Below are 24,341 nucleotides of genomic sequence, written 5' to 3' on the forward strand. Positions count from 1 at the left end.
CCCGCCGGAGCGCCCCTGGGTGTGCTATGCCCGGGTATCTCGATCATCAAGACGACTTTGTCATCAAACTCAAGGGGGCGAATGCCCCCTTGCTTAACGGATCACAGCTTTTCCAGTGCCCAGGCAATACCGCTGGCATATTCTGCCGGTAGCATTGGCACCAGCGCCTGTAGATTATCTTTCAGCAGCAGCGGGCTGGCATCGTTAAGATTAAGATGTCCCAGCTTGCGTCCGGCTCTGACCTCTTTTTCATACCAATGCAGATTCACCAGCGGCAGGCTCAGCCACTGGGTGTTGACATCGGTACCAATCAAATTGACCATCACCGACGGCGTACTGACGACTGGAGTTGGCATCGGTAGATTGAGGATCGCGCGCAAATGCAGCTCAAACTGGCTGATGGATGCGCCATTTTGCGTCCAGTGCCCGCTGTTATGTACCCGCGGTGCCAGTTCATTAATCAGCAAGCCGCCATCAACCACAAAGCATTCCATGGCCATCACGCCCACGTAGCCGAGTTCGTGCATAATCGCCGACAGCATTGATTCTGCCTGCTGTTGCTGCGCGGCATTAACCTGCGGCAAGGCAACGCTGGTACGCAGGATCCCGTCCTGATGCAGATTATGGGTCAGCGGATAAAACACCGTCTTGCCATCGTGCCCGCGTGCGCCAATCAGTGAAACTTCGCCAGAGAAATTAATCCCTTGCTCGACAATGCATTCGCCATAACACTCTTGCGGCAGGGTGACTTCTTCCCCCTGACGAAAACGCCATTGACCGCGGCCGTCATAGCCGCCTACGCGACGTTTGACGATCGCCAGCTCGCCAAGGCGCGGATAAATCTCCGCCCATTCTGCGGCATCGGCCAGCAGTTGCCACGGCGCAGTGGCCAGACCCAACTGGTCAAGCAACTGCTTCTGCGTCAGGCGATCGGCCAGGCGCGGGAAAATATCGCGGTTGACAAAGCCGGTATGGCTTGCCAGTTCGCGGGTTAAGGCGGTTTCAGGCCAGCGTTCAATTTCGGCAGTGATCACGCTGGTTTGAAAAGGTACCGCTTCAGGTTCGGCATCCAGACCTACCGGATAGACGGCGATACCCAAAGGTTCGCCTGCCTGGCGCAGCATACGACCCAGTTGGCCATTGCCTAGTACGCAGACTGGTTTCATGCTTCCTCCCGTGGGTCGGGGTTGTTCAGCACTTCTTCGGTTTGTGCCTGACGCCATTGCGCCAGCGCCAGCGCGATAGGCTTATCGTGCAGCGCCAGGATCTGTGCCGCCAACAGCGCGGCGTTGGCGGCACCGGCTTTACCAATCGCCAGCGTACCCACCGGGATCCCGCGCGGCATCTGTACAATGGAGTAGAGGCTGTCAACGCCGCTCAGTGCCGCGCTTTGCACCGGTACACCCAGCACCGGAACCAGCGTTTTGGCGGCAATCATCCCCGGCAGGTGCGCGGCACCGCCGGCACCGGCGATGATCACATCCAGGCCGTTGGCCGATGCCTGCTCGGCAAAGCTGAACAGTTTATCCGGCGTGCGGTGCGCGGAGACGATCTCGACATGAAAAGGGATATTCAGCGTTGTGAGGACGTCAGCAGCGAACTGCATGGTTGCCCAGTCACTTTTAGACCCCATGACGATGGCGATTTTGGCCGGGGTAACGTTGGATGTCATGCCTGTAAAGCTCCTGTGATTATGCAAGCGTTGCCAGACGGGCGGCTTATTCGCTATTTTTTTGCTAAAACGCGTGGCGTTCAGCACAGAACGGAATAAACAAAAATGATTATCTGGCCGAGAGGGCGCAAATCATACCACGGCAAATCGGCAAGGAAAACGGTTGCGTCGCCGTAAACAGGTGAGAAGCCGACAATGACTTTGTATAATCAGCGCAGAACGGATTGTCCAAAACTTTATCAGAAATAATGCTATCGGAAACCATGCTATGACTCAGGATTTGCTGGCCCCTATTTATGACTTTTTACACTGTGAGACGCCAGCGCGTTGGGTGGATGTCGCCCTGGAGAATCAGGATATCATGCTGATTGATCACGCCAACTGTGAGAAAAAAGCCGCCGCATCGGCCATGAGTCTGATGACCCGTTACCTCGATCGCACCGAGCTGCTGTTTTGTGCCGCCCGTCTGGCGCGCGAGGAGTTGCATCACTTTGAACAGGTGGTGGAGATTATGCAGCAGCGCAATATCAGCTACGTCGTACTCTCTCCCTCGCGTTACGCCAATGGCTTGCTAAAACATTCGCGCCACCATGACGATCTCAATCTTTTGGTCGATCGGCTGATTATTGGCGCTTATATTGAGGCGCGTTCCTGCGAACGTTTTGCCAAAATCGCGCCCTTTCTCGATGAGACGCTGTCGCGCTTTTATACTTCGCTGCTGCGCTCTGAATCGCGGCATTTTAAAGATTATCTGGCCTTGGCGCAGCAGTATGCCGGTGAGGATATCAGCGAGCGGGTACAGGAATTGGGTAGGGTAGAGGCGGAACTGATCTTGTCACCTGACGAACAGTTCCGTTTTCACAGCGGGGTCCCACTTTAAGGGGCAGTTTGAGCGGGCAAGATCAGAACGGGAAGTGGATAAGTTCCACGCCGTCTGCGCTGACTTTGATCATCGAGCCTTGTTGATGCCAGGCACCCAGCACGGCGCGATGTCCCACCGTCTCGCCAAGCATCACTTCATGAATGGCCGGTCGATGGGTATGACCATGGATCATCCACTGCACGCCGTGGGTTTGCATGGTGCGCACCACCGCATAGGGATTGACGTCCATAATCGCCATCTCTTTCTGGCTGTTTGACGCCTTGCTGTTGGCGCGCATTTTGGCGGCAATCGCCAGTCGCCACTTGAGGGGCAGCCACAAAAACAATTTTTGGATCAGCGGCTTGTGCACCTTTTTACGAAATTTTTGATAAGCCACATCATCGGTGCACAGCGTATCGCCGTGTAAAATCACCATACGACGGCCATAGAGTTCCAGCACTTTCTCTTCTGGCAGCAGCGTCATCAGACTGTCACGGGCAAAACGGCGGCCGAGCAGAAAGTCGCGATTGCCGTGAATAAAAAAGCAGGGTACACCCTGTTGATGTAACTGATTGAGTGCCTGGGCAATCTGGGTATGTAACGGCTGCGGATCGTCGTCGCCAATCCAGGCTTCAAACAGATCGCCAAGAATATAGAGCGCATCGGCCTGCGCCGCTTCCTGGCGAAGAAAACGCAGAAAACCGGCAGTAATTGCCGGTTCCTGTGCGCAAAGATGAATATCTGCGATAAAAAGCGTTGTCATTCCTGCGTCGCGTTATTCGCTAACGGTAACGCTTTTGATGATCACGTCTTCTTTTGGTACATCCTGGTGCATACCGCTACGACCGGTCGGCACGGCTTTGATTTTTTCTACAACGTCCAGGCCGTCGGTCACTTCTGCAAATACGCAGTAGCCCCAACCCTGTGAGTTTTCGCCGCTAAAGTTCAGAAAATCATTATCAACCACGTTGATAAAGAACTGTGCGGTAGCGGAGTGTGGATCGTTGGTACGTGCCATTGCCAGCGTACCGCGGGTGTTTTTCACGCCGTTGTTGGCTTCATTTTTGATTGGTGCATCGGTGGTTTTCTGGTTCATGCCGGGTTCAAAACCGCCGCCCTGGATCATAAAACCGTTGATGACACGGTGGAAAATAGTGTTGTCGTAGAACCCTTTACGACAATAGTTCAGGAAGTTTTCAACGGTGACTGGCGCTTTGTCAGCAAAGGTGTTGATAACGATATCGCCGTGGTTGGTGTGAAAAGTGACCATAATAATCATCCTGCTTTTGTTAGTGTTTACTCATTAATGAGGCAGTACTATAGCCTTTTCTTATACCATAACTCAAAAGTTGCCGTCAGCCCCTGCTTTTGTCTGGTGTGTCAGTTGCCAGCCGGCCACTGTTCTGAGGGGGACGTTATAACCCTAAAAAGCAGACAATATGCGTATCATCCGGCTTATGCCTTTTCCGCTGCGAAGTTTTCGTTATATTATGAACCTATTGTTCAACAAGCCGTTGCCGCCGTGGTTTTGCCGGGGGGGTGGTAATGCCTTGGGGGATAAAAATCCCCGACACACACACTTTTAGCCATAACTTTTGCCCATAACACAGATGGAATAGCTCGATGCTGAAGATTTTTAATACCCTGAGTCGCCAGAAAGAGGAATTTAAACCAATTCATGCCGGAAAGGTGGGCATGTACGTGTGTGGGATCACGGTTTATGACCTCTGTCATATTGGACACGGGCGGACATTTGTTTCTTTTGACGTCGTGGCGCGTTATCTGCGTTATTTAGGCTATTCACTGAAATATGTGCGTAACATCACCGATATTGAGGATAAAATCATTAAACGTGCCGCTGAAAACGGTGAGGATTTTACTGACCTGACGGCGCGAATGATCGCCGAAATGCATAGCGATTTCGCCGCATTGGGCATTTTGCCACCCGATGCCGAGCCGCGGGCCACGCACCATATTGCCGAGATTATCGAGATTGTGCAGCGTCTGATCGATCGTAACCATGCCTATGTGGCGGTGAACGGTGATGTGATGTTCTCCGTTGAGAGCGATGCGGATTATGGCCTGCTGTCGCGCCAGGATCTCGATCAGCTGCAGGCCGGAGCCCGCGTGGAAGTGGCCGATGTCAAACGCAATCCCATGGACTTTGTGCTGTGGAAAATGTCAAAAGCCGGTGAGCCAAGCTGGTCTTCACCCTGGGGCGAAGGCCGTCCGGGCTGGCACATTGAATGTTCGGCCATGAACTGCAAACAGCTGGGTTCGCATTTTGATATTCACGGTGGCGGTTCTGACCTGATGTTCCCGCATCATGAAAATGAAATCGCGCAGTCGAGCTGCGCCCATGACGGTCCTTACGTAAATACCTGGATGCACTCGGGTATGGTGATGATCGATCGTGAGAAGATGTCGAAATCGCTGGATAATTTCTTTACCGTGCGCGACGTTCTGAAATATTACGACGCCGAAAGCGTGCGCTATTTCCTGATGTCTGGCCACTATCGCAGTCAGCTGAACTACAGCGAAGAGAATGTGAAACTTGCCCGCACCTCAATGGAACGCCTCTATACCGCGCTGCGCGGTACCGACGCCAACGTTGAGCCCAAGGGTGGCGAAGCCTTTGAAGCCCGTTTCCGTGCCGCTATGGATGACGATTTCAATACGCCGGAAGCCTATTCGGTGCTGTTTGATATGGCCCGCGATATTAACCGTCTGAAAACGGAAAATCTCGAGGCTGCCAATGGCCTGGCGGCAGAGTTGCGCCGTTTGGCTGCGGTGCTGGGACTGTTGACCCAGGATCCTGAACAGTTCCTGCAATCCGGGGCGCAATCCGACGATAACGGCGAAGTTGCCGAGATCGAGGCGCTAATCAAACAACGTAACGATGCCCGTGCCAGTAAAAACTGGGCAATGGCCGATCAGGCTCGCGATCGTTTAAATGAGATGGGCATTGTGCTGGAGGATGGGCCGCAAGGTACCAGCTGGCGTCGCAAATAGATCCCCTGCCTCCTTCGCGCCGCAGGGGCTGACCCCGGTCACTTGGTTGAGTAGGTGAGCGGGGGGCGAGCGGTTGCCACAAGCAATAAAAAAGCGGCGATTATATTGAATAATCGCCGCTTTTTTGCGTAGGCAGACATCGCTGATTACGCGGAGGCTTTCACCACCATCTTACTGCTGGCGAATTCAACCTGCTGGTCGGCCAGGATTTTGCAGCGCTTGCGGGTTTCTACCTGACCGTTGACCTTAACCAGGCCTTCGGCAATCACCGCTTTTGCTGCTGCACCGCTCTCACACCAGCCCATAAATTTGAGCAGGTCGCAGAGTTCTACGTGCGGGTGAGATTCGAGATAAAAAGTTTCCATGTCATCCTGTCTTATTGTGAAGTCACATCGTGATATTCCTCGCATGCCTGCAAGGTGTTTTGAATCAGAGTCGCTACGGTCATCGGGCCAACACCGCCGGGAACCGGAGTGATATACGCCGCGCGTTGAGATGCCGTTTCAAATTCTACATCACCGACTACTTTACCACTTTCCAGACGGTTAATACCGACATCAACGATGATCGCCCCCGGTTTGATCCAATCTCCTGGAATAAAGCCCGGTTTGCCGACGGCAACGACCAATAAATCGGCGTTTTCGACATGATGGCGCAGGTTTTTGGTAAATCTGTGGGTGACCGTGGTGGTACAACCTGCCAACAGCAGTTCCATACTCATCGGGCGGCCAACGATATTGGAGGCACCAATCACCACAGCGTTTAAGCCAAAGGTATCGATATTATAACGCTCCAGCAGCGTTACTATGCCGCGCGGCGTACAGGGACGCAGCTTGGGGGCACGCTGACACAGGCGGCCGACGTTATAAGGATGGAAACCGTCTACGTCTTTATCGGGATGGATGCGCTCCAGCACTTTGACATTATCAATGCCCGCCGGGAGCGGCAGCTGTACCAAAATACCGTCTATTGCGCTGTCATTGTTCAACTGCTCAATCAGCGCCAGCAGCTCACCTTCGGTGGTGGTGACAGGCAAATCGTATGAACGGGAAAGGAAACCGACCTCATCACAGGCCTTGCGTTTACTGGCCACATAAATTTGTGATGCCGGGTTTTCACCCACCAGCACTACGGCCAGCCCGGGAGCACGTTTACCCTGCGCCAGGCGTAGCTTCACTTGCTCAGCAACTTCGCTTCTGACCTGCTGCGCAATCGTTTTACCGTCAATAATCTTTGCTGCCATCTGGGAAGAAATCCATCAATTAATAATTACGGGGGGATGCGCCTATTTTGGCAGAAGCTGCGCGCGCTGTCAGGCGTTGAATCATAATAAGCACAACATATCATTGGCAACGCGCCGTTTTTTTAGCACGCGCAGCAAAAAATGTTCGGCAGATTCGTAAGTTATGATTTTTTTATCATTGCATTTGGCTGAAAAACGACCCAAAGTTAATCGTTTTCATGGCCTCTTTGCCAGAGTGACAGAGAGAAAATCGCTACAGATGTTGATAAAAGGAACACAATCATGACGCGTAAAGTGGGCATTATCGGCGCGGGGCATGTCGGTGCCGATACTGCATTCTCATTAGTCACACAGGGGTTGTGTGACATCCTGGTGTTGATTGATCAGGACCAAAAAAAGGCTGCCAGCCAGGCGCTGGAACTGCGCGATATGGCTTCATTGACGCGCTCACGCGTGGCGGTGATCGCCAACGACTATGCCGCACTCGGCGACGCCGATGTGATTGTTATTGCCGTCGGCCCCAAAACGCTGCTGCGTGAAAATCGCCTGGAAGAGCTGGCGGAAACCCGCGCTGCGGTGCGTGAAGTGGTGCCAAAAATCATCGCCAGCGGATTTAACGGGGTGATTATTAATATCACCAACCCTTGCGATGTGATCACCCAAATTATTCAGCAAAGCAGTGGCTTGCCTCACGCCCGCGTATTTGGCACCGGCACCTCCCTCGATACTGCACGCATGAAGCGGGTAGTGGGCGAGTTCTTTAATGTCGACCCCAAAAGCGTTAATGGCTTTGTGATGGGTGAGCACGGCGAATCGCAGTTTGTTGCCTGGAGCACCGTGACCATTGGCAGTTGCCCGGTAGCGGATTTGACCGGGGATCGCGACGTTGATTGGGCGGAAATGGACACCGCGGTACGCGGCGGCGGATGGCAGATCCTGCAAGGCAAAGGCTGGACCAGCTTTGGTATTGCTACCGCCACCGCACGGCTGGTGGATGCCGTCTTGTCTGATGCCAATAGTGTTTATCCGGTGGCAACCTGGGACGATACGCAAAAAGTCTATATTGGCCAACCGGCGATTATTGGCGGCGGCGGGGTGGTGCAGCGGCTGCAGCCTGAGCTGACAAGTTATGAAAATATTGCCTATCTGGCCTCGGCACGGGTGATCCGCGCTGCCGTTGACGCCAAAGAAGACTAACGCACTGACTGGCGAGGAGGCTTAATCATTGAAATTTATTCAATCTAACCGCTTTCCTCGCCTGGTTTGTCTGAAAACCGCGTAAAATCGTTCAGGCATTAAGCAGTAAGCATAAAAGGCATTGACTCGACCTCGACTGCCCGTATAATCCGGATCCGCTGTACTGCTTCCTTGCACTACAATGCGCCCTTAGCTCAGTTGGATAGAGCAACGGCCTTCTAAGCCGTAGGTCACAGGTTCGAGCCCTGTAGGGCGTACCACCTCTACTTATTTTAACGTCTCCTAACGTCTCTCAAAGTCCACCAATCCCTCTCATGCCAGGCTTTCAGCCACATCTCATTGATCCCGACATCTATTGAAATCAACATGCAAATGGGGGTATAACTGACTATAAATTCATCACTACATGTAGGGTTTAGCCAATCTCCAAACGGGATGGCAGCTCAATCTTTCGCGACAAGTCAGCACATAGGCTTACGCAAAAGCAATAAGTTATTGAATCCATGCAGAGTTAAAGGATTAGCAACACGCAACGCTACCAGGATGGTGCCAATGCATTCTTCAGTTTCCAACATAACTGTCAGTACCCTCGATATGCTAATGCAGGATACTTGGCTGTTAACGCTCGCAGCCCGAAACGGGCAATCCATCACAATTGACGATGCGCTCTACCAGCGTTGCTTCGTCATGATTAAACAGGTGCAGGAAAGGCTTCTCGCCATTGGTGCATTTTCCACTTTTCGTGAAAAACACCCTCTTCGTCCCCGCGACAACGACATCAGTGATACCAGTTACTGGGGAAAACATGATACTTCGTGGATTTCTGTGAGTAGACCAAATGGCTGGTTAACTTCTTCGGAAGAAACCCTTGGCAAAACATTCCCAATAAATTTTCGGAAGTAAAAAACTATACCAGTTAGGATCGCATGCAATGCAATCCGGACTTGGTATTATCTGTGGATAAGCAAGGATGAATATAATGAATCAACGAACTGTAATAAAAATTATTACTGTGCTGACATTTTTGCAGGCTGGTTGCGGAACGACAAGCACCCATTCATCATGTCCCGATATGCAGGGAAGTTATAAAATCGAAAACATTGCAGACCTTTATATCAAAAAGAAATTTACTGGCGGATATATGGCAATGGTAGCAAGCAATGATTCTTCACAATTCATACCTGTTATCGCTGTCGATAAAGAAGATCTGGAGAGAGAAAATATTTCTGAATGCAGCCTTATACTACAAGGTGCGGGTGTTCTTACTCCTTCGGATAAACAAAAAAACTATAACGTGACAGCTACGTCACAAAACTACACCACTGAACGAAAACCCGGAACGTCATTTGTGTTGATGGTAATGGCTGGTTTTCAGTCCAATGTCTTGGGTGTTGATAAAATATCCGAAACACTGCCAGCCGAAATTTCAGAGCGTTTTAGTAAAGGGAGTTCTCAATAAAAAACGCCATTGCGCCTGGGACCTTATCCTGCGGCCAGAAAAGCCGGGTCGCACCTAATAAAAGAGAGGAGGAAAGGGTTTTTACTGTAATGGAATATGCCAAAGCCGATGATTTAATCTAAATAAATATTAAGGGTGGGACAAATCAACGCCTGAATTACAAGTCTTTTAACAAGGAGAGTAACAATGATGAAAGTCGTTAAACCAGTCTCTATTATTGCTTTTATTTTATTATTAAGCGGGTGCGGAACAATATTTGGACGCACAGGTATTCCCAGTTTCTATCCCAATGAATTTAGCAGTCCGCAAAAGGGTATATACCCGGGGACCCAGCTGGATGGAAAATTTCTCCAGTCTCATTTTCTACTCTTCGCTTTAATCGATCTCCCCATTTCATTGGTAACCGATACATTGTTGTTGCCAGTAGATCTTTACAGAATGAATTAAAGGGGGAGAAGGAAATGTGCGGAGTCATTCGCTTAGGTGTATTAGCCAGACCTGATGCCGTTAGAATTTGCTGCAAATCTCCGCTCACATAAAACTCGGCTTGCGGTAGCATTAAAGCCACGCCAATCGCCTTACCTGACTTGCTTGCCTCGGGGGGTATCGATCTAATACTCAGCGATGGCGTGTCTCATCCGGGGATCAGTTGTGAAAATTAGCGCTTCACGCATGTTGTTCAGCGCTGTATCTCTTATTGATGGTAGGAATTTACGTAGGCATCAGACTCTGTTTTGCAGGCTTTAAATACGTTATTTACCGGGCATTAGTTGTAATTAGCCGCGACTTGATTCAGTACTACGGCACGATTAAATCTGACAGTCGGTAAAGAGCGAAACATGGACGTATGCCTTAAAAGATGCTGGAAACGCCAAAAATAAATCGTTCTTTTTAGCGGGGCACTTACAATCAGCTCATGCTCTGAAACCCGTAGGTTTTCCCTGCGGCGTTTAAGTCAAAAAACACCGAGAGGGAAATAAATTACCTCAATCAGATTTATATAAAATTCATTATCATCTGAAGTGTATGTCTTATCCTCTCCTCCAGATTTTGTTGTTCCTGTTTTTTACTTTAAATAAAAACCAAGGTAAAACCCAAGAAATAAAAATGAATAGCGGTGTTAGAATTATAGATACCACTAAAAAACTAAGGTTCTGAGATAGTAATAAAATTAAAAAGGCAGAGGTTAATGTAAGAATAATTCTTAAATATAAAATCAGAATCCTCGTTGGTCTGTCAATATATCTTCTAATAAGTTTAGCGCCACAATGCGAACATATATTATTGCTATCAGTTAATTTACTTTTACAGAATCCGCATATAGCATGGGCATCAATATGGCTACTTTTCACAAAAACCTCTCAATATACCTTTGCTGTGTATAAAAATGCATATAACTCTAATTAATTATTTTATTTTACTGATGGTAACCCATACGTGGCCTATACTTTACAGAAGCACTAATGAAATTTGCAAGTGGATTTTTTATTAAAATTTTTATGTATTTAATATAAGAATGTCTCGATCTTGTGTTTTTTTTATTGAACTAGGCCTATTCTTACTCTTAATTTTGATATCCAACTACTATACAGACAAGTGATAGCACTTATGAGTATAAATAATAGCTAGGAATTATCCTACTAAATAACAGGCATTCAGAGGTCTTCATGCTGCAATCTGAATGGTACGGCAAAAACCTTTGTTTGGTTCAGCTAGACAGTAAGTGCGATAGATGTAACTTGTAAACTGAAGAACAATTATGACGGATATGGGATAAGTATTAGGATACAGTAAATAAATGTAACATTTTAAATGTTTATCCAAATGCAGTATTAACGGTGATGAAAATATATTATCCCATGAGGGCGGTGTTTGATTTATGGGGCGGGTAATGGAAATTCCAGAAAATATCTTCCTGCCTGGCTAAAATTGTCGAAGCACCATAGACCTAATCGACAACAACATAAATACTGAGAAAACACCAAGGGGAGTCATTTCTGACGAGTACTAACCGAATGTTTACAGTCAGCCTTTTCCAGTGACAGAAATAGAAATGGCCCCGTAGTATGGGGGGCATTTGGGTTAATAAATCTTATACCGGACTAAGGATTATCACTGAGTACAATCTTTAATGGTTGGTAGCGTTGTGGATCAAAGGTAGATAGCGGTAGCTTGACTAAAGTGTTGTTGCCACGCTGTTCGACTGCCTGAGTAATGGCAATGGCGCTGGCATTTTCGACCGTCTCGCAACTGAACTCGGTTGCGGCGTCAACGGAACGGGTGGCATCACTGTCTCCAAAAGGGGGAACGATCAATATACCTTCGCTCAGGGCATTGCCTGCTTTGTCCCTTAACTGTAATGTAATGGAAAGATTACTGAATTCACCCGCTCCGCCATTATCCAGTCTGAACGCCAGCGAACAAACCCCTTGTGTCCACATGCTATCGGTATTACGAATGCTTATATAGCGATGCTCATCGGCAGCATTGGCTATATTCCAATCCAATCCTAGAAGTGTAATTGCCAGTAATATATTGGTGATCCATTTCATAATTGAGTGTCTTCAACAGGCTTGTACAATAAAAAGCTTAATTACTTCCAGCTGTCTGCTTACAGTTTTGCAGCCAGCCTGCGGTATCGATCTTGCCGTTTTCCAGGTATTTTTGCTGATTTTGCCAGTGTGCGGCCAGGAACGGTTTAAGTCCGGAGAGACGTTTATTAAGTGTCAGCATTTGTTCGAAGACCGAGACTTCAGGTTTAAGTCCTTCCTGTCCGTACAGGGTTGCGGAATCGACCAAACTGCTTGCATAGTAACCAGTAAGCTGCTGAAGTCTATCGCTTTGTTCACCAAGCTTGGCTTTGCGGGTGGTGCAATTGGCATCGCTGGCGTCTTTATCCTTGCACAGCAATTCGTAGTTATGATTTAAGAAATCGAGGAAGCGACCATCATCTTGCAACTTGGTGCACAGGAAAGAACCTAAGTTCAGGCTGGCACGGATCGACTGGGCGCGATCTTCCTGCTGCTTTTGATTACTGGCGCGGAGCTGATTTTCCAAATCTTTCAGTTTTTGTTTCAGAGCCGCATCGTCGACACCAGAGGCAAGACTGCCCAGTGCTTTGGCGGTGTCTTTGTCATCATCTTTTTTCTTTTCGGTATTCGGGTTTTCAGCGCCCAGCGTCTCCCAGTTTTTTTCGAGTTGTTTAACTCTATCCTGAGAGGTAATGGTCGGCGCGACCAAGACCAAACGCAGGCCGGTACTCTTACTGATATATGGCGTTGCGTCGTTGTAGTAATTAACTTCTTTGCGGGTGGCACTACGGATGTCTGACTGGTTAGATTGGAAATTCCCGCCACGCACGACGTAGCCCCCGGCCTGACCGTGTAAGCGATTCAGCTTGTTGAGATAAAAGGGCGTAAACATCATTTCCGAGACATTACCCAGCATGTCATAAAGACCCAGAGGATTAGGCTTGAGAAGGCCAATGAGTTGCACTTTGCCATTGGACGATTGATCCCCTGAAAACCACTCATAGTTTTTAATATCATCCATTGGATAATGCACATCGCGGAACTCGGCACTGTTGACTTTCAGCCCGCCCCGGGCGGCAAATTCCCATTCAACTTCAGTCGGCAGCCGCAAAAAACCTGGCGCTCCATCTTCTTTTGGCAACTTGTCGATGGCATTGGTGCGCAGCCACTGGTTAAATTTATCGGCCGCCGCAACCGCCTCGAACCAGCTCATTCCGGTTGCAGGTACGCTGAGTATGCGTGAGGGAGTGGGGCAACTCCCCTCCGTTAAGGCCTTATATTGCAAAGCGGTGAGCTCATATTTGGCCATCAGGTAATAACGTCCTTTTCCTTTTTTGTCATCCGCAAAGCTACCGGCGATAAAAGTCGGGTAACTATGTTCGATGACCCCCCAATCCCCGCCATCTTGCCCTAGCGTGATGGGCAGATCATCAAGCGGGCCAGCTACGGGTATCTCGACGCGACGAAAAACCATCGACCCCTCGCAAGGCATGGGCAGGACAATATCTTCGTCATCGGGTTTGGGATTGTAAGTATTGCTTGCCCAGGGAGCGGCCAGAACAGGCGACATATTGGCGAGCAGGCCAACAACTAACCAGTACCGTAAAGGGGACAGAGTAAATTTCACGAACAAGCTCCGCAAATCATAAGTTGAATTGAAAATGAAGGGGAAAAGATCACACTTCGCGCAGGCTCTGCGCAGGTTCAATATTAATGGCTCGCCAGGCCCCGATGCTGGCAACCAGCAGTGCAACGACTGCCGTCATTACCATCGCTAACACACTCTGCTCTAGCGTAATTTTGCAAAGCATTTGTCCGGTGGCCCGACTACCGGAGAGCGCCCGGTTAAAGACCTGGCTGGCGATTAGATAGATGCTGTAGCCGCCCGCGTAAGCCAGCAGGCTGAGCAGGCAGCCTTGTAACATCACATATAACCCTACCGCCGGGCCGGTAAAACCGAGGAGGCGCAAAACGGCAATATGTTTACGTTTGCGATCAACGTTGGCGATAAATGAACCGATAAGAGAAGCAATACAGCCGACAAGTGCCGTGGCGGCGATGGTATTAAAAATGACGCCAAGCACCCGATTAATGCTTTTTACATTCTCAATATCAGCCAAACGGCTGGCGGTTTCGATGCGTTGTGTTCTCAGATCGCCTTCGAGGCTGGCAACGTGATCAATGTCTTTGGCGTACAATCTGGCACGGGCATACAGCGGCGGTTTATTGCTAAAGGGATCACCGCTGCTAATGCCAAGGGCGGGAATAGCATAGCCGTCTCTGAAATGTTCGAGCATGAGTAGCAGCGCGGGTTGGGTAAATATGGCCGTGCGGTTAAAATAGGTCGGCGGTAAAATGCCTGCCACCGTCAGGCTGTTTCGCCCCCATTCCTGACGTTCTTCACGCTGACGGCTCACCCGTAAGGTGACCGTATCCCCGACCTTGACGGCCAGTTTGCGTGCGGCTTCTTGTGTCAGGACGACATCATTATCGTGCTGGATCTCAATGCTGCCCAACAGCGGATCGCCGACGTCGGTAGGGATCACCTCGGCATTTTCAATAAAATGGCTACTGTCCGTCTGCAGGTCGGCAAGGGTATTTAGGGAACGTGTTTGTCCAATGGCAAAGCCGACATCTGGCCGTTGACGCAGTTGTTCTATCCAGCCCTGGTCATAGCTGCCACTGCTAAGCATGCGGATTTCAAGGTTACGGGGATCTTTTGCCAGATCATCCTGCAACTGGCTGACAATCCCAAAACGCAAACCAAACAGCAGCAGCAGAGGGGCGATCACCGCTACCAGTGAGGACGTGATACAAAAAGAGATAATGCGATCGTGCCACAGGTCTTGTAGCGCCAGACGACCAAGGAGCAGGATACGGTTATAAGGCAAAATAGGTCCCCCTCTGAGCTTGTCCTTCTGCATCAGCATGGTTGGCAGAAATCGGGGCAGGACGGGCGATAAGACAAGGTAAATTGAAACGCTGTACCAGCGGCCAGTCGTGGCAAACCACCAGTGCCATCATGCCCTCCTGGCAAACCAGATCGATAAACAGGCTAAACAATTGCTGGGCATTGTAGGGATCAAGCGCCGCAGTGGGCTCGTCCGCCAGCACCAGCGCCGGACGGTGTAACAGGGCGCGGGCGAAGGCGGTTCTCTGCCTTTCACCAAAGGATAACTGTGCCGGATATTTAGACAACAGGGGGCCCAGCTTCAGGGTATCAGTGATTCTCGCCAGCATCGTTTTGTCTGGCACTCTGGCGAGCAACTGACATGGCAACCGCATATTGTCTTGCACTGTCAGGTAGGGCAGCAGGCCGCCATTTTGCAGTACAAATCCAAGTTGGCGTGCGCGAATGTCTGCCAGTTCTGTTTGCTGATTGCTGTTGAGCAATGTAGCGACATCATATTGTTGATTGCTATCACTCAGCTCGAAGCGGCCTACGTGACTGGGACGCAGTAATAAGCCGATAGCTTCGAGCAGCGTGCTTTTGCCACAACCACTTTCGCCGGTAACCGCCATCACCTGGCCTGGCCGCAGCTCGAGCTGCGGCAGGTAAACACGGTGAGCCAGATCCCCCTGACCACGCACTACACACAAATCCTCAATGTGTAGCATCAGGGCATCATTTCCAGTGGTACCGGGTAGACGCGATCGCGGGGATCACTTCCTTTTGCGAGTTCAACCCAGCGATCAACATCGGCATTATATTTCTGGTAGTAACGCAACTTCGCTGACAGGGTGCGGATAAATTTCTCCTGTGACAAACCATCCCAGCTCTTCCAGGTCTCTTCATCAAGGTTCAGGACGTCACTGCGATACGGCAGGTCGGCGAGATATTCCCCTAACACGCCAAGATCATTGATTTTAGTATTGTCCTGCTGCTTGAGCTGGTTGGGATCGGCACCCATGGTTGCGGCGATGGTTCGCAGTCGCTCAAACATTTTGGCGGGGGAGATCATGCCTTCATTAGCAGCTTGCAGGATCTGATTCACTGCGTCGCTCAAATCGCTCAGTTGACCTTTGGTCAGCAGCACGCGAACGTCGGTGGTGGGAATGTTTTGCTTAATCAGATCGCGGTCGCTGATCCAGGCCTTAAACACCAGCGGTGCCTGGGTATCATTCTTTTTACCGAGGTAGGCCAGTTGCATGGCATGACCAATTAACGCGGTATCCTCAAGTAATTTCTGCTCTGGCGTCGGCTTCTTGCCATCATCTTTGGAATAGATCGCGCTGCCGATGGCAGGATCGCCCATATAGGCTGACTTGACCTGTTCGGTAATAGCCGCCGCAAGGGTATCAACCTGCTGACCAAAGGTTTTCAGGTCACCGGCATCCACTGCCTGATAAAGGTTTGACTGCGTGCTGTCAAAGTTGGAGAGATCGCGATACTGACCTTCGGCCTTGGCATGGTCATCTTTGCCACTGGGTGTCTTCAGGTGCAAGGTATAGATTGCAATACCCCGGTTGCCCGCTTCCAGCCGCAGCTGTTTGGCATCAAGACCTGTTCCTGACAGTTTGTTTCCCCCCTCAATTGCCCCGGCATCGGTGATTAACACCATATAACGCGCGCCGAACGGGCTCCAGTCAATGTCGTCAATCGCGGATAGCACGCCGGCATAACTGTCTTCGTCGTATAAGGCGCTGGAGACTTTGGCCTCTTTCAGATCGGCGACCTTCTTAAGAAAATCTTCGCCATCTTTTACCTGATTGGGATCGGCATATATCTTTGTTCTATATTCCAGTCCCGGCACAACTTTGTTGTTTGAGCGAAACGAAACCAGTCCAAATTTCACCTGTTCTTGCAGATGCTCTTGTTTGATCTTGTCGTAGATCTTGTTCACCGTTTCTTTGGTGCGCTCAATGTACGGACCCATTGAAAGGGTAGAATCAATGACGAAGACAATCGAGGCATTAAACCCTTTGAGTTGGTTGACATTATCTTCATGTTTGGCATTGGGATCGGCCTTGCTGATAGAGGCAACGTTAAGTAAACGCGTGTAGAACCCGCTTTCAGTCATGACCTCTTCACCACTCAAAATGGGCAACAGATAAAACTGCTTCTGCATATCAACAAAGTATTCGGGTTCCTGGGCCAATACACCCTCTGCGTGACCCTCGCGTTTCAGCTTGGCGCGTAGTGGCGCAATCAGAGATACCGGGTCGGGGGCAGCGAGGATATCGTCAAGGCTTTTTCTTTCTTTGAAAAATAACAGGCGGTCGCGGTTAGCCGGGTTAGTAAAGGCCAGGGTCAACTGCATTTTCCAGTCAACGGTGCATGATTGCGGTAACCAGCCAATGGTTTTTCCATAGCTGTCCGGGCCGACTTTGACCCAGCCTTGGCCATTTGCATCGGCTTTTTGATAAACGTAAAGGCTGCTAAAGGCCGGTTGTAACTCGCCTTTATCATCACCGGCAGTTTTACCCAGTTTGCAGCCAGGGGTGGTGAGCACCCGTTGATATAAGGTTTTTTTCCCTTCTTGCAGTAGCGGCTTGTCGCCATCAGCGGCAAGCGCGTGGCTGCCAAGAAGCAGGCCGCACAAAGGCAGAGCCAGCCGAAAAAGAGACTTACTCATCATTTCTTCAGCTCCTCAAGGCGTTGTTTGGCCTTTTGGTTATTCGGATCAGATTGCAATGCGGTTTCATACCAGTAGGCTGCGGTGTCAGCATCTGGATTTTTGAAACATTCGCTTGGTTGATGAAATTTAGGGTCATATTCATTTGCGTAAGCGAGCGCCACCTGGCTGTCACCGCCCTGTGCCCGGTTGGCGTACAGGCGTTGCGCGACGCCACATTTCTTCGCTTCTTTAGCCGCTTGAATAATGGCCAGCAGCTTGTTGCTGTCGAGCTTTTGCTGCACGCAATTTTGTACGAAGTCGAGTTCGCTTTGGCTATTGAGGTTAGCCGGTGAACATTCGCCTGCTGTCGGTTTATTTGCTGCTGTGGCTGGCGAAGCCGCAGCCGCCGTGACTTCGGGCTGTTTATCTACTTTCGCGGGAATGTTGGTAGCGGCCCCTCGCCCTAAAAACCACCATAGCGCTCCTGCGACAATCAACAACACCAACAGGGCGGCGACTATCATTGGAATACGGGATGATCCCGGTTTTGGTTTGCGCTCAGCCTGTGCCGACATTGCCGGTAACGGCGTTGGCTCAGTTTCCACAACGTCGGGGGGAACCATTACTGGCTCGGATTGTGGTGCGCTTAATACGCTACTTCCGCTGTAATTACCGGTCTGACCGCGGGCTTCGGATGAGAGCAACTCATCGCGCGCCAGTTGTAACGTGGTGCTACGTATTTCCCCCGATACCAGCTTAACCTGGATTTGTACCTGGCTGGCATTTGCCAATAGCGGGTCAAGCAGAGTTGAACCAATACGAAAACCGCTACCCGTGTCTAACTGGTAGCCGCCATTAATGGTAAACCAGTGTGGGGCCGGGCTCCAGCTGGCATCAGGCTGCAAGTAGTTCTGCTCATTGTTGCACAGTGTAAAAGTCAGGTCAGGTAATATGGCTTGTTCGCCGCGCAGGCGAATCATCAATTGCGCAATCCCTGGCTCCGCTGGTTGGCTGGCGATGATTTTAGCTAGCATGGCATGTTCTCTTGTTTCAATTGGCTGATAATTAGACCAAGGTCTCGGTTATGTTCGACGGAAATATCGCGGGTAGCACTATGACCCGCGTTGTCCAAAATGATGGTCATCAGGGCCGATAGCCAGTCCCCCATGTAGGAAACTCCGGGTTGAGGAGCAAGAGGTGCCAGTTGCGGCAGTTCATCATTGATAAGCGGCTTCTGCTGGATAAAAACTTTATTTTTCTCACCAATATAGCTATTGGGAACCTGTTCTTGCGGCAGCGAGAGGTAACCGAACCAGGCAATGAAATCACGTATCGCCAACTGGGCCCGCAGCACCTGACGAGCCATAAGCTGGCTACGGCTGGTACCTGCCTGTTCCTGGCCTGCCAGTGCCCGTTTCAATACACCCTCGAGATCCAGACGTGTGGCGGCAGTGATCAGCTCTTCACAGAGCAGATTCACCATTTCACTGTTTATACCAAGCTGTTGCCATTGTCGGGTTTGCTGCGGTAATTCTCTCAGGTGGGCGACCCAGGCCTTGAATGCAAGCTGGGCAAACTCGTCATCCTGGCCCACTCTTTGCGGCGCGGGTGTTGATTCGATAACGACAGGTTGATCCTCGACGGGCGAACTGGCAAAGGGATTGTTTGCAAAAGGGTTATCTCCAAACGGACTGGGAGAGTATGTACTTTGCGGATGATCAATCGTGGCATGCGGTTCGGGATCCTGCTGACGAATGCTCAGATAGATATTATTCAGTTCATAAGTGGGGAGATCCAAGCGACCGATCATTTCCCCCATACTTTGCGGACAAACGGATAAACCTTGCCATAGTTCTTTGGCAATGGCTTGTTTCTTAACTAACTTGTCGTCGCCGTCTTTTTCATACCAGCGGCCGAGTCGTTGATCGCCTGTCTCATGGCGACACTGCAGCAACTGTTGATGCAGGTGTTGCAATTTAAAATCCAGATTGGCTACGCCGTGCAGTGCCTCGCTAAGACGAGATGCGCCGCCATCGTTTAGCCTAAGCATGGCTTGCCATGCGTCCCGTGGTTCGGCAACATGACGAGAAACGATTTTCTCATTGATAAAGATGCTGCCCATTTTGTCGAGCACATCTTGATAGCGTTCAGCGAGAGCTACTTCTTTTAGCGTCTCGCTATCAGCTCCGCTTTCCAGCGTGAGGAAGGCGTTATCCATTCCGGGTTTACGCACAAGGAAGCAGTTATTAAATGGTTTACCCGGGGTCCATTCCGTTAGCCAGTCGAACTCTTTAAAGCCTTCAAGCAGAGTGATAAGCAGCATGCCTTCCATACCATCTTTCAACTGACTTTCCGTATGCTGCAAGCTGTCGGAGATGCGCTTGTCGCACATGGTGATGGCCCAGAACAATCCTGGTTTGCTTTTTGCTCGCTCTTGCGGGGTTTTGCCCTGGGTCTTCTCCACCCAGCGGGTTAATACCGGGCCGACATCCGTAACCTCGCTTTGTCTCACCGAGTTGGCGCAGACCACCAGAGCATTCATCTCCTGGTTATCGGTGTAGCGCTCAAAGAGGTAGGCCACTTTGCCGCGAAGCAGCAGTTGCGCTATTGGGCTAAGACCATCCTGATCGGGGCCTTTCAGTTCGGTTTTCTGTAGACGTGAGCGATAGCCGGGGAAGTCGAGTAAGTCGACCTGCGCCATTATGCTGCCATTGGCAACTTCGGCCAGTGGGAAAATAAGCTCGGTAGTAAGCGCTGCCAACTCAGCTTGTAACAAGGTGGCGCTGCCGATCTGCTGGCTGTCTTTCCAGTAGCGTATGTCGACACTGCGATCCTGATGTGAACCGAGACGACTCAGGCTATCGACGTTCATGATACTGCCGCTGCTGTGATCGGTAAGAGCTTCCAGAGGAGCAAATACCATCTCAGCGTGGTTAAGTTTTGTCAGCACATTCGCCAGGGATCGATAAACTTCGGTCAGCTCGGGTAGCTCCCCCCACAATAGAGAGAAGAGGTCCGCCCGTTCATTTACACTTAGCGTCGGCGCGATTTTAAGCACCTGGGGCCAGTAGGCATGTTCAAGCTTTTCTACCGATTTTTTGAAGGAGGCGTTGAGGTAGTCCCACAATGCCACGACATCTTCGCTGTTAACCCCATTATATGCGTTACTCTGGCCTGCGCGTTGCAGGTAGGGGCGCAGGCGCTCTTCAATGCGGGATTCGTCAAGCTGATAACTCAACTGCTCGTGGTTAAAGTCTTTAAACCAGGCGTTGGACAGAATCTTTGCCAGATCTATTTCGCTAAACAGGCGCAGGGGAACAGGGTAGCCCGCCGGCGTTTCGGGTATCTGTTTGGTGAAACGGGTGACCAGACCGGTAGCCTCTTTACCCACCCCTACAGGGTTCACCTGTTTGATAAAGTCTACCTGCTGGTTGCCATACTGTGCTTTCAGTTGGCCATTGCTGCCGGCCGCCAACGCCGAAATAAGATAGGACTTACCCGCTTGCGAGATACCAAAAAATCCCACCGTCATCGGCGTGGTGGCGACTTGTGTGAGGCTATTTGCCAGATTGCGCGTGCGAAGTAAATTGATGTTGAGCTTATCTGCTTCGTTATCAAGACGGCGAGAATTCGTTCGCACGGCGTCCACCCAGCCGAGTGCATCCTGACAACCCCGGGCGATAGCTGACCAGCCTTGTTTAAGGGAATTTTGTTCATTGTTCATTATTTTTTCACACTCCCGCTATCGAGCCAGTGCCGGCTATCAATGAGTCCGGTATCGGGCATGGTATTGAGCTCCAGCTCCACGTCGTTCTTGTTAAACGATTTGTCGGTGTTGCTGCTCACATCAGCGATTATCAGGCGATCGCTGATCAGCCCTAATTTGCGCGCTTGCTTAGCTTGGTTTGTTGCAACGGTCAGTCTTACTTGTAGATAAGGTGAACCGCTGTCCAACGATGTCGCCGCAGAGAATTTTCTACGGCCATCTTCACTAAAACGCAGGGTATATAACGGTGCCGCGGTCCAGCGCTCGGCATCCAGCTGACGGTAACCTAACCGCAGATCGCCGCGCATAATGATGCTCTGCGTGGTGGTCTCCCCGGCGTCATTTGTTATCGACGGCAATTTGATCTGGCCATTTTCCGAATGGATGTGGCGGTAAACAATATCGGCATCGCGGATCAGGCTATCCATATCGATGATGCCGATATGGCGAATGGTCGAATAGGGCTTAAGCGCCGAGGTGCGGAAATGGAAGTTGGGAATACTATGGTTGGCACACAGCTGTGACAACATTGCGCCCACGGAGGCGGTGCTTTTGGGATCGTCGATATGGCCGTTTTTATGGAACGGATACCAGGTGCCGGTCTGGTAACCATGCAGCGCTAAAATTCGCCCTGGAGGTAACGGCAGATTACGACGAATGATGGCCTGAATACCCGGCAATTGCGACGGTCGGCCAGTCAGCAGCAGCAGATCGCAGTTGTAGCAGGATAAAACCTCGCACAACGCGGTGAGGATTTTATCGATACTGAATTTACCCGAGCACAAATCGTTGTGCATCTTCACCAGTGGCAAGTCCAGCGTGATATTACCCAATTTGAAGTCATTGGGGCCGCCAGCCTTTTGTATTTCACGGCGGACAAAACCCTCGACTTCTTCACGGATGCTACCCGCTGGCAGCAACTCACTGACCCGCTGATTGATCAGCTGGTGGTTTTGCTCATCCTGCGGGTCATATTTTTCGTAACAGCTCAGGATATGCAGAGCCAGGGGGACGAACAGCTGTAAACAAAGCTGTTGACGTAACACTGACTCGGCTGCGCTAATATTTTGTGAACCACACAGCTGAGACATAAGGGTTTCGACCGAGAACACCCCGACTTCATGCAGCGCCTGCTCAAAGGCTGGCAGCACGTAGGACTGAATCACATCAAGCAGAATATCATCGCCTGCGATTTTGAAACTGTCACGAAAGCGCTGGTGTGGAATGATATGCGCATTGGCTCCGCCACCGGATGAACCATTGCGATCCAGGCGATAGTCCGTGACCACCAGGTCCGTTGTCCCGCCGCCGATATCGATTGAGGCAATAGTGATGGTTTCTCGCTCTTTGCGGTCGGGTCGGCCGATGGTGTCGAAAAACTCTTCCGGGTGACCGGCGAAATTCTGATTGATCTCGGTATATAAATATACCAGCTGAGCGCAAGAGGCTTCGTCCCACTCGACGCGGATTTTGGGCAGCGGGATCTTGATGTTCCCTTGATGGGTTGTCTCTACTTCATCATCGTAAGGATTATTTTCGCCAGTGTGCCAGCGCAGGGATTTCCACACCAAACCCACCGCCTGACGCATTCTCTCGTCGAGGATGCAGCGTTCAGCCATTGGCAGTCCAGGCGGTACTGTAAGAATGATATGACGCAACTGACGTGGGATCCCCGCATGTCCCTGGCGAATACGCTGTTCCGGGCTATTAATCTGGCTGATGGCCTGGGTTAATACTTCAGACAGCATAAAAGTCATTAAAGAGCTGCGTGAATAGCGAGGTGTGAAGACCGGAATGCGATCCATCTCATCTTCAATGGTATGGAGTGCTTCGCCTCTTTCATCGATCAAGTTGGCAAACGGGGCTGCTGTGGCGAGCGGATTGGTGTCTTGTACATAGCTGCCGTTAAAGCGCCAGCCCTGACCATAAAATTTCTCATCCCACAGGTAACGTTTGGGGCTGGAGATGCCTGTTGAGCCTTCGCTGCCCCGGCGGCGTGCCGCTAAGCGACTGGCTTCACCACCGATTCTGGCAATGGTCGGCCATTGAAAGGCATCATGGCGGCCGCTGCGTACCGAGCAGTGATCTTTGCCGAAAAAGGCTTGTGAAAACTCCACCCGGCTTTCGAATGGTTCGGTATACACCTGTTCGGGAGAACTGAGATCGCGCAGTTTTAACACATAATTTTGCGTCAGACCCGAGCCAGACTGTCCGTGATCTTCGATTAGAATGCCGCAAGTACGGGAGTTGCCGACATCGAGGATCAAATCGACCGATATCGGCTTGATGGCGTTGGTTTCCCGGTTGGCAATCATCCGAAATTGCGGCAGTGCAATAGTTGGCTCTGTCTGAGCTTGCAGACCTTCTAGCGGAGTGGCCATCAATGACAGCAGATTGAGGTAGTGAGCCAATGGATATTGCTGAGCGAGTTCTTGTTCACGCTCGTCAATGTCCCGGCCTTTGCTGGCTTCTTTAAACACTTCTTTGAGCCAGTCCTTTACCCAATCCTGGGTCAGATACCAGTTGAGGGCATATGTCGCCGTCGCCACGGCAAATGTCGCCCCCGCATTCACGTCCTCTTGATTTGGGCTGAGGTCTGCTGTGGTGTGCTGTTTGGCCATGATACGTGTGTCAATAGCCACCGTCATGCGGTGGGTATGGCCATCCATATCGGCTTCAGCCAGTTTCACCAAGCGGAAACGTGCCCAGTTGAGTGGTCCTTCCTGATAAATATTCGGCGGACTAAAACGAAATACGGGGAGAGGCAACCAGGTGCCATCAAATAATTTCAGGCTCTGTTCAACGGGAATATCGTACTGGCTTTTGGCCTTCTCAATATTGTCAGGCGTCGGTTGATAGAAATAGTAATCGCGCTGCTCGTTGTAGATCAGACGGGTAAGCACACCGTTAGCGAGTTTGACAAATTCACCGGCAGGCAGGCGCCCGAGGGCCAGGCCAAAATCCATAAACTGGATCCCGGAGTCGCCGACCAGTGTAATTTGACGATCAAAAGAAACAATCTCAGGCAACATAATTTAATC

At 50.6% G+C, this 24,341-nt stretch carries 20 protein-coding genes and 1 tRNA gene; 7 read left to right on the forward strand and 14 right to left on the reverse strand.

Going from position 1 to position 24,341, the window contains the following annotated elements; translation table 11 throughout:
- Positions 1–101 precede the first annotated feature (101 nt).
- Entirely contained in the window at positions 102–1,166 is a 1,065-nt protein-coding gene (gene purK, locus GW590_RS04780; protein WP_169401877.1) for a 5-(carboxyamino)imidazole ribonucleotide synthase, read from the reverse strand.
- Positions 1,163–1,672 (reverse strand): 5-(carboxyamino)imidazole ribonucleotide mutase, encoded by a 510-nt coding sequence (gene purE / locus GW590_RS04785; protein ID WP_169401878.1) that lies wholly within the window; start codon positions 1,670–1,672, stop codon positions 1,163–1,165. Before purE ends, purK begins: the two co-directional genes overlap by 4 nt.
- Positions 1,673–1,940: 268 nt before the next feature.
- Here purE and miaE point away from each other — a divergent pair, with 268 nt between their 5' ends.
- Complete coding sequence (gene miaE, locus GW590_RS04790; protein WP_169401879.1) at positions 1,941–2,552, forward strand: tRNA-(ms[2]io[6]A)-hydroxylase; 612 nt, start codon at positions 1,941–1,943, stop codon at positions 2,550–2,552.
- 22 nt (positions 2,553–2,574) lie between these two features.
- Here the strand turns inward: miaE and lpxH are convergent, their stop codons facing one another.
- Both lpxH and ppiB read right to left on the reverse strand, forming a co-directional pair.
- Positions 2,575–3,297: a UDP-2,3-diacylglucosamine diphosphatase gene (gene lpxH, locus GW590_RS04795; protein ID WP_169401880.1), complete on the reverse strand. Its 723-nt coding sequence runs from the start codon at positions 3,295–3,297 to the stop codon at positions 2,575–2,577.
- A 12-nt stretch (positions 3,298–3,309) separates the two neighbouring features.
- On the reverse strand, positions 3,310–3,804 hold the full coding sequence (gene ppiB / locus GW590_RS04800; RefSeq protein WP_169401881.1) for a peptidylprolyl isomerase B: 495 nt from the start codon (positions 3,802–3,804) through the stop codon (positions 3,310–3,312).
- A gap of 353 nt (positions 3,805–4,157) precedes the next feature.
- On the opposite strand from ppiB, the gene cysS reads away from it, so the two are divergent.
- Positions 4,158–5,546 carry a cysteine--tRNA ligase gene (gene cysS, locus GW590_RS04805; RefSeq protein ID WP_169401882.1) on the forward strand — a complete coding sequence of 463 codons (1,389 nt, stop codon included), beginning with the start codon at positions 4,158–4,160 and terminating at the stop codon, positions 5,544–5,546.
- 146 nt (positions 5,547–5,692) lie between these two features.
- On the opposite strand, the gene ybcJ is transcribed toward cysS, so the two are convergent.
- Together ybcJ and folD are read right to left on the reverse strand one after the other, a co-directional pair.
- The gene (gene ybcJ / locus GW590_RS04810; RefSeq protein ID WP_169401883.1) at positions 5,693–5,911 is read right to left on the reverse strand and encodes a ribosome-associated protein YbcJ; all 219 of its coding nucleotides are present in this window, start codon (positions 5,909–5,911) and stop codon (positions 5,693–5,695) included.
- Positions 5,912–5,922: 11 nt separating this feature from the next.
- Complete coding sequence (gene folD, locus GW590_RS04815) at positions 5,923–6,789, reverse strand: bifunctional methylenetetrahydrofolate dehydrogenase/methenyltetrahydrofolate cyclohydrolase FolD (RefSeq protein WP_169401884.1); 867 nt, start codon at positions 6,787–6,789, stop codon at positions 5,923–5,925.
- A gap of 282 nt (positions 6,790–7,071) precedes the next feature.
- On the opposite strand from folD, the gene GW590_RS04820 reads away from it, so the two are divergent.
- The 5 genes from GW590_RS04820 to GW590_RS04840 all read left to right on the forward strand — a co-directional run bounded on the left by GW590_RS04820 (position 7,072) and on the right by GW590_RS04840 (position 9,892).
- Positions 7,072–7,986, forward strand: a complete 915-nt coding sequence (locus GW590_RS04820; protein WP_169401885.1) for an L-lactate dehydrogenase — start codon at positions 7,072–7,074, stop codon at positions 7,984–7,986.
- A gap of 183 nt (positions 7,987–8,169) precedes the next feature.
- Positions 8,170–8,246 (forward strand) — tRNA-Arg (locus GW590_RS04825).
- Between the two features lie 292 nt (positions 8,247–8,538).
- Positions 8,539–8,889, forward strand: coding sequence for a hypothetical protein (locus GW590_RS24170; protein ID WP_211186641.1), 351 nt, complete (start codon positions 8,539–8,541; stop codon positions 8,887–8,889).
- Positions 8,890–8,965: 76 nt separating this feature from the next.
- Positions 8,966–9,445 carry a hypothetical protein gene (locus GW590_RS04835; RefSeq protein ID WP_169401886.1) on the forward strand — a complete coding sequence of 160 codons (480 nt, stop codon included), beginning with the start codon at positions 8,966–8,968 and terminating at the stop codon, positions 9,443–9,445.
- Positions 9,446–9,631: 186 nt separating this feature from the next.
- Positions 9,632–9,892 carry a YceK/YidQ family lipoprotein gene (locus GW590_RS04840; RefSeq protein ID WP_169401887.1) on the forward strand — a complete coding sequence of 87 codons (261 nt, stop codon included), beginning with the start codon at positions 9,632–9,634 and terminating at the stop codon, positions 9,890–9,892.
- Between the two features lie 1,655 nt (positions 9,893–11,547).
- On the opposite strand, the gene GW590_RS04845 is transcribed toward GW590_RS04840, so the two are convergent.
- The 8 genes from GW590_RS04845 to GW590_RS04880 are packed head-to-tail and all read right to left on the reverse strand — an operon-like array spanning position 11,548 to position 24,332.
- On the reverse strand, positions 11,548–11,997 hold the full coding sequence (locus tag GW590_RS04845) for an IrmA family protein (protein ID WP_169401888.1): 450 nt from the start codon (positions 11,995–11,997) through the stop codon (positions 11,548–11,550).
- Positions 11,998–12,034: 37 nt separating this feature from the next.
- The gene (locus GW590_RS04850; protein WP_328803041.1) at positions 12,035–13,603 is read right to left on the reverse strand and encodes a formylglycine-generating enzyme family protein; all 1,569 of its coding nucleotides are present in this window, start codon (positions 13,601–13,603) and stop codon (positions 12,035–12,037) included.
- A 49-nt stretch (positions 13,604–13,652) separates the two neighbouring features.
- Positions 13,653–14,867, reverse strand: coding sequence for an ABC transporter permease (locus GW590_RS04855; RefSeq protein ID WP_211186642.1), 1,215 nt, complete (start codon positions 14,865–14,867; stop codon positions 13,653–13,655).
- Positions 14,857–15,594: an ABC transporter ATP-binding protein gene (locus GW590_RS04860; RefSeq protein ID WP_169401889.1), complete on the reverse strand. Its 738-nt coding sequence runs from the start codon at positions 15,592–15,594 to the stop codon at positions 14,857–14,859. The genes GW590_RS04855 and GW590_RS04860 overlap by 11 nt, the downstream gene beginning before the upstream one ends.
- Positions 15,594–17,555 (reverse strand): vWA domain-containing protein, encoded by a 1,962-nt coding sequence (locus tag GW590_RS04865; RefSeq protein WP_235955856.1) that lies wholly within the window; start codon positions 17,553–17,555, stop codon positions 15,594–15,596. The genes GW590_RS04860 and GW590_RS04865 overlap by 1 nt, the downstream gene beginning before the upstream one ends.
- Entirely contained in the window at positions 17,552–18,568 is a 1,017-nt protein-coding gene (locus tag GW590_RS04870) for a hypothetical protein (RefSeq protein ID WP_169401890.1), read from the reverse strand. Before GW590_RS04870 ends, GW590_RS04865 begins: the two co-directional genes overlap by 4 nt.
- Positions 18,562–21,258, reverse strand: coding sequence for a virulence factor SrfC family protein (locus GW590_RS04875; protein WP_169401891.1), 2,697 nt, complete (start codon positions 21,256–21,258; stop codon positions 18,562–18,564). The genes GW590_RS04870 and GW590_RS04875 overlap by 7 nt, the downstream gene beginning before the upstream one ends.
- Positions 21,258–24,332 carry a virulence factor SrfB gene (locus GW590_RS04880; protein WP_169401892.1) on the reverse strand — a complete coding sequence of 1,025 codons (3,075 nt, stop codon included), beginning with the start codon at positions 24,330–24,332 and terminating at the stop codon, positions 21,258–21,260. The genes GW590_RS04875 and GW590_RS04880 overlap by 1 nt, the downstream gene beginning before the upstream one ends.
- Between the last annotated feature and the right edge of the window lie 9 nt (positions 24,333–24,341).

Source organism: Rouxiella aceris (genome assembly GCF_012933545.1).
Taxonomy (GTDB): domain Bacteria; phylum Pseudomonadota; class Gammaproteobacteria; order Enterobacterales; family Enterobacteriaceae; genus Rouxiella; species Rouxiella aceris.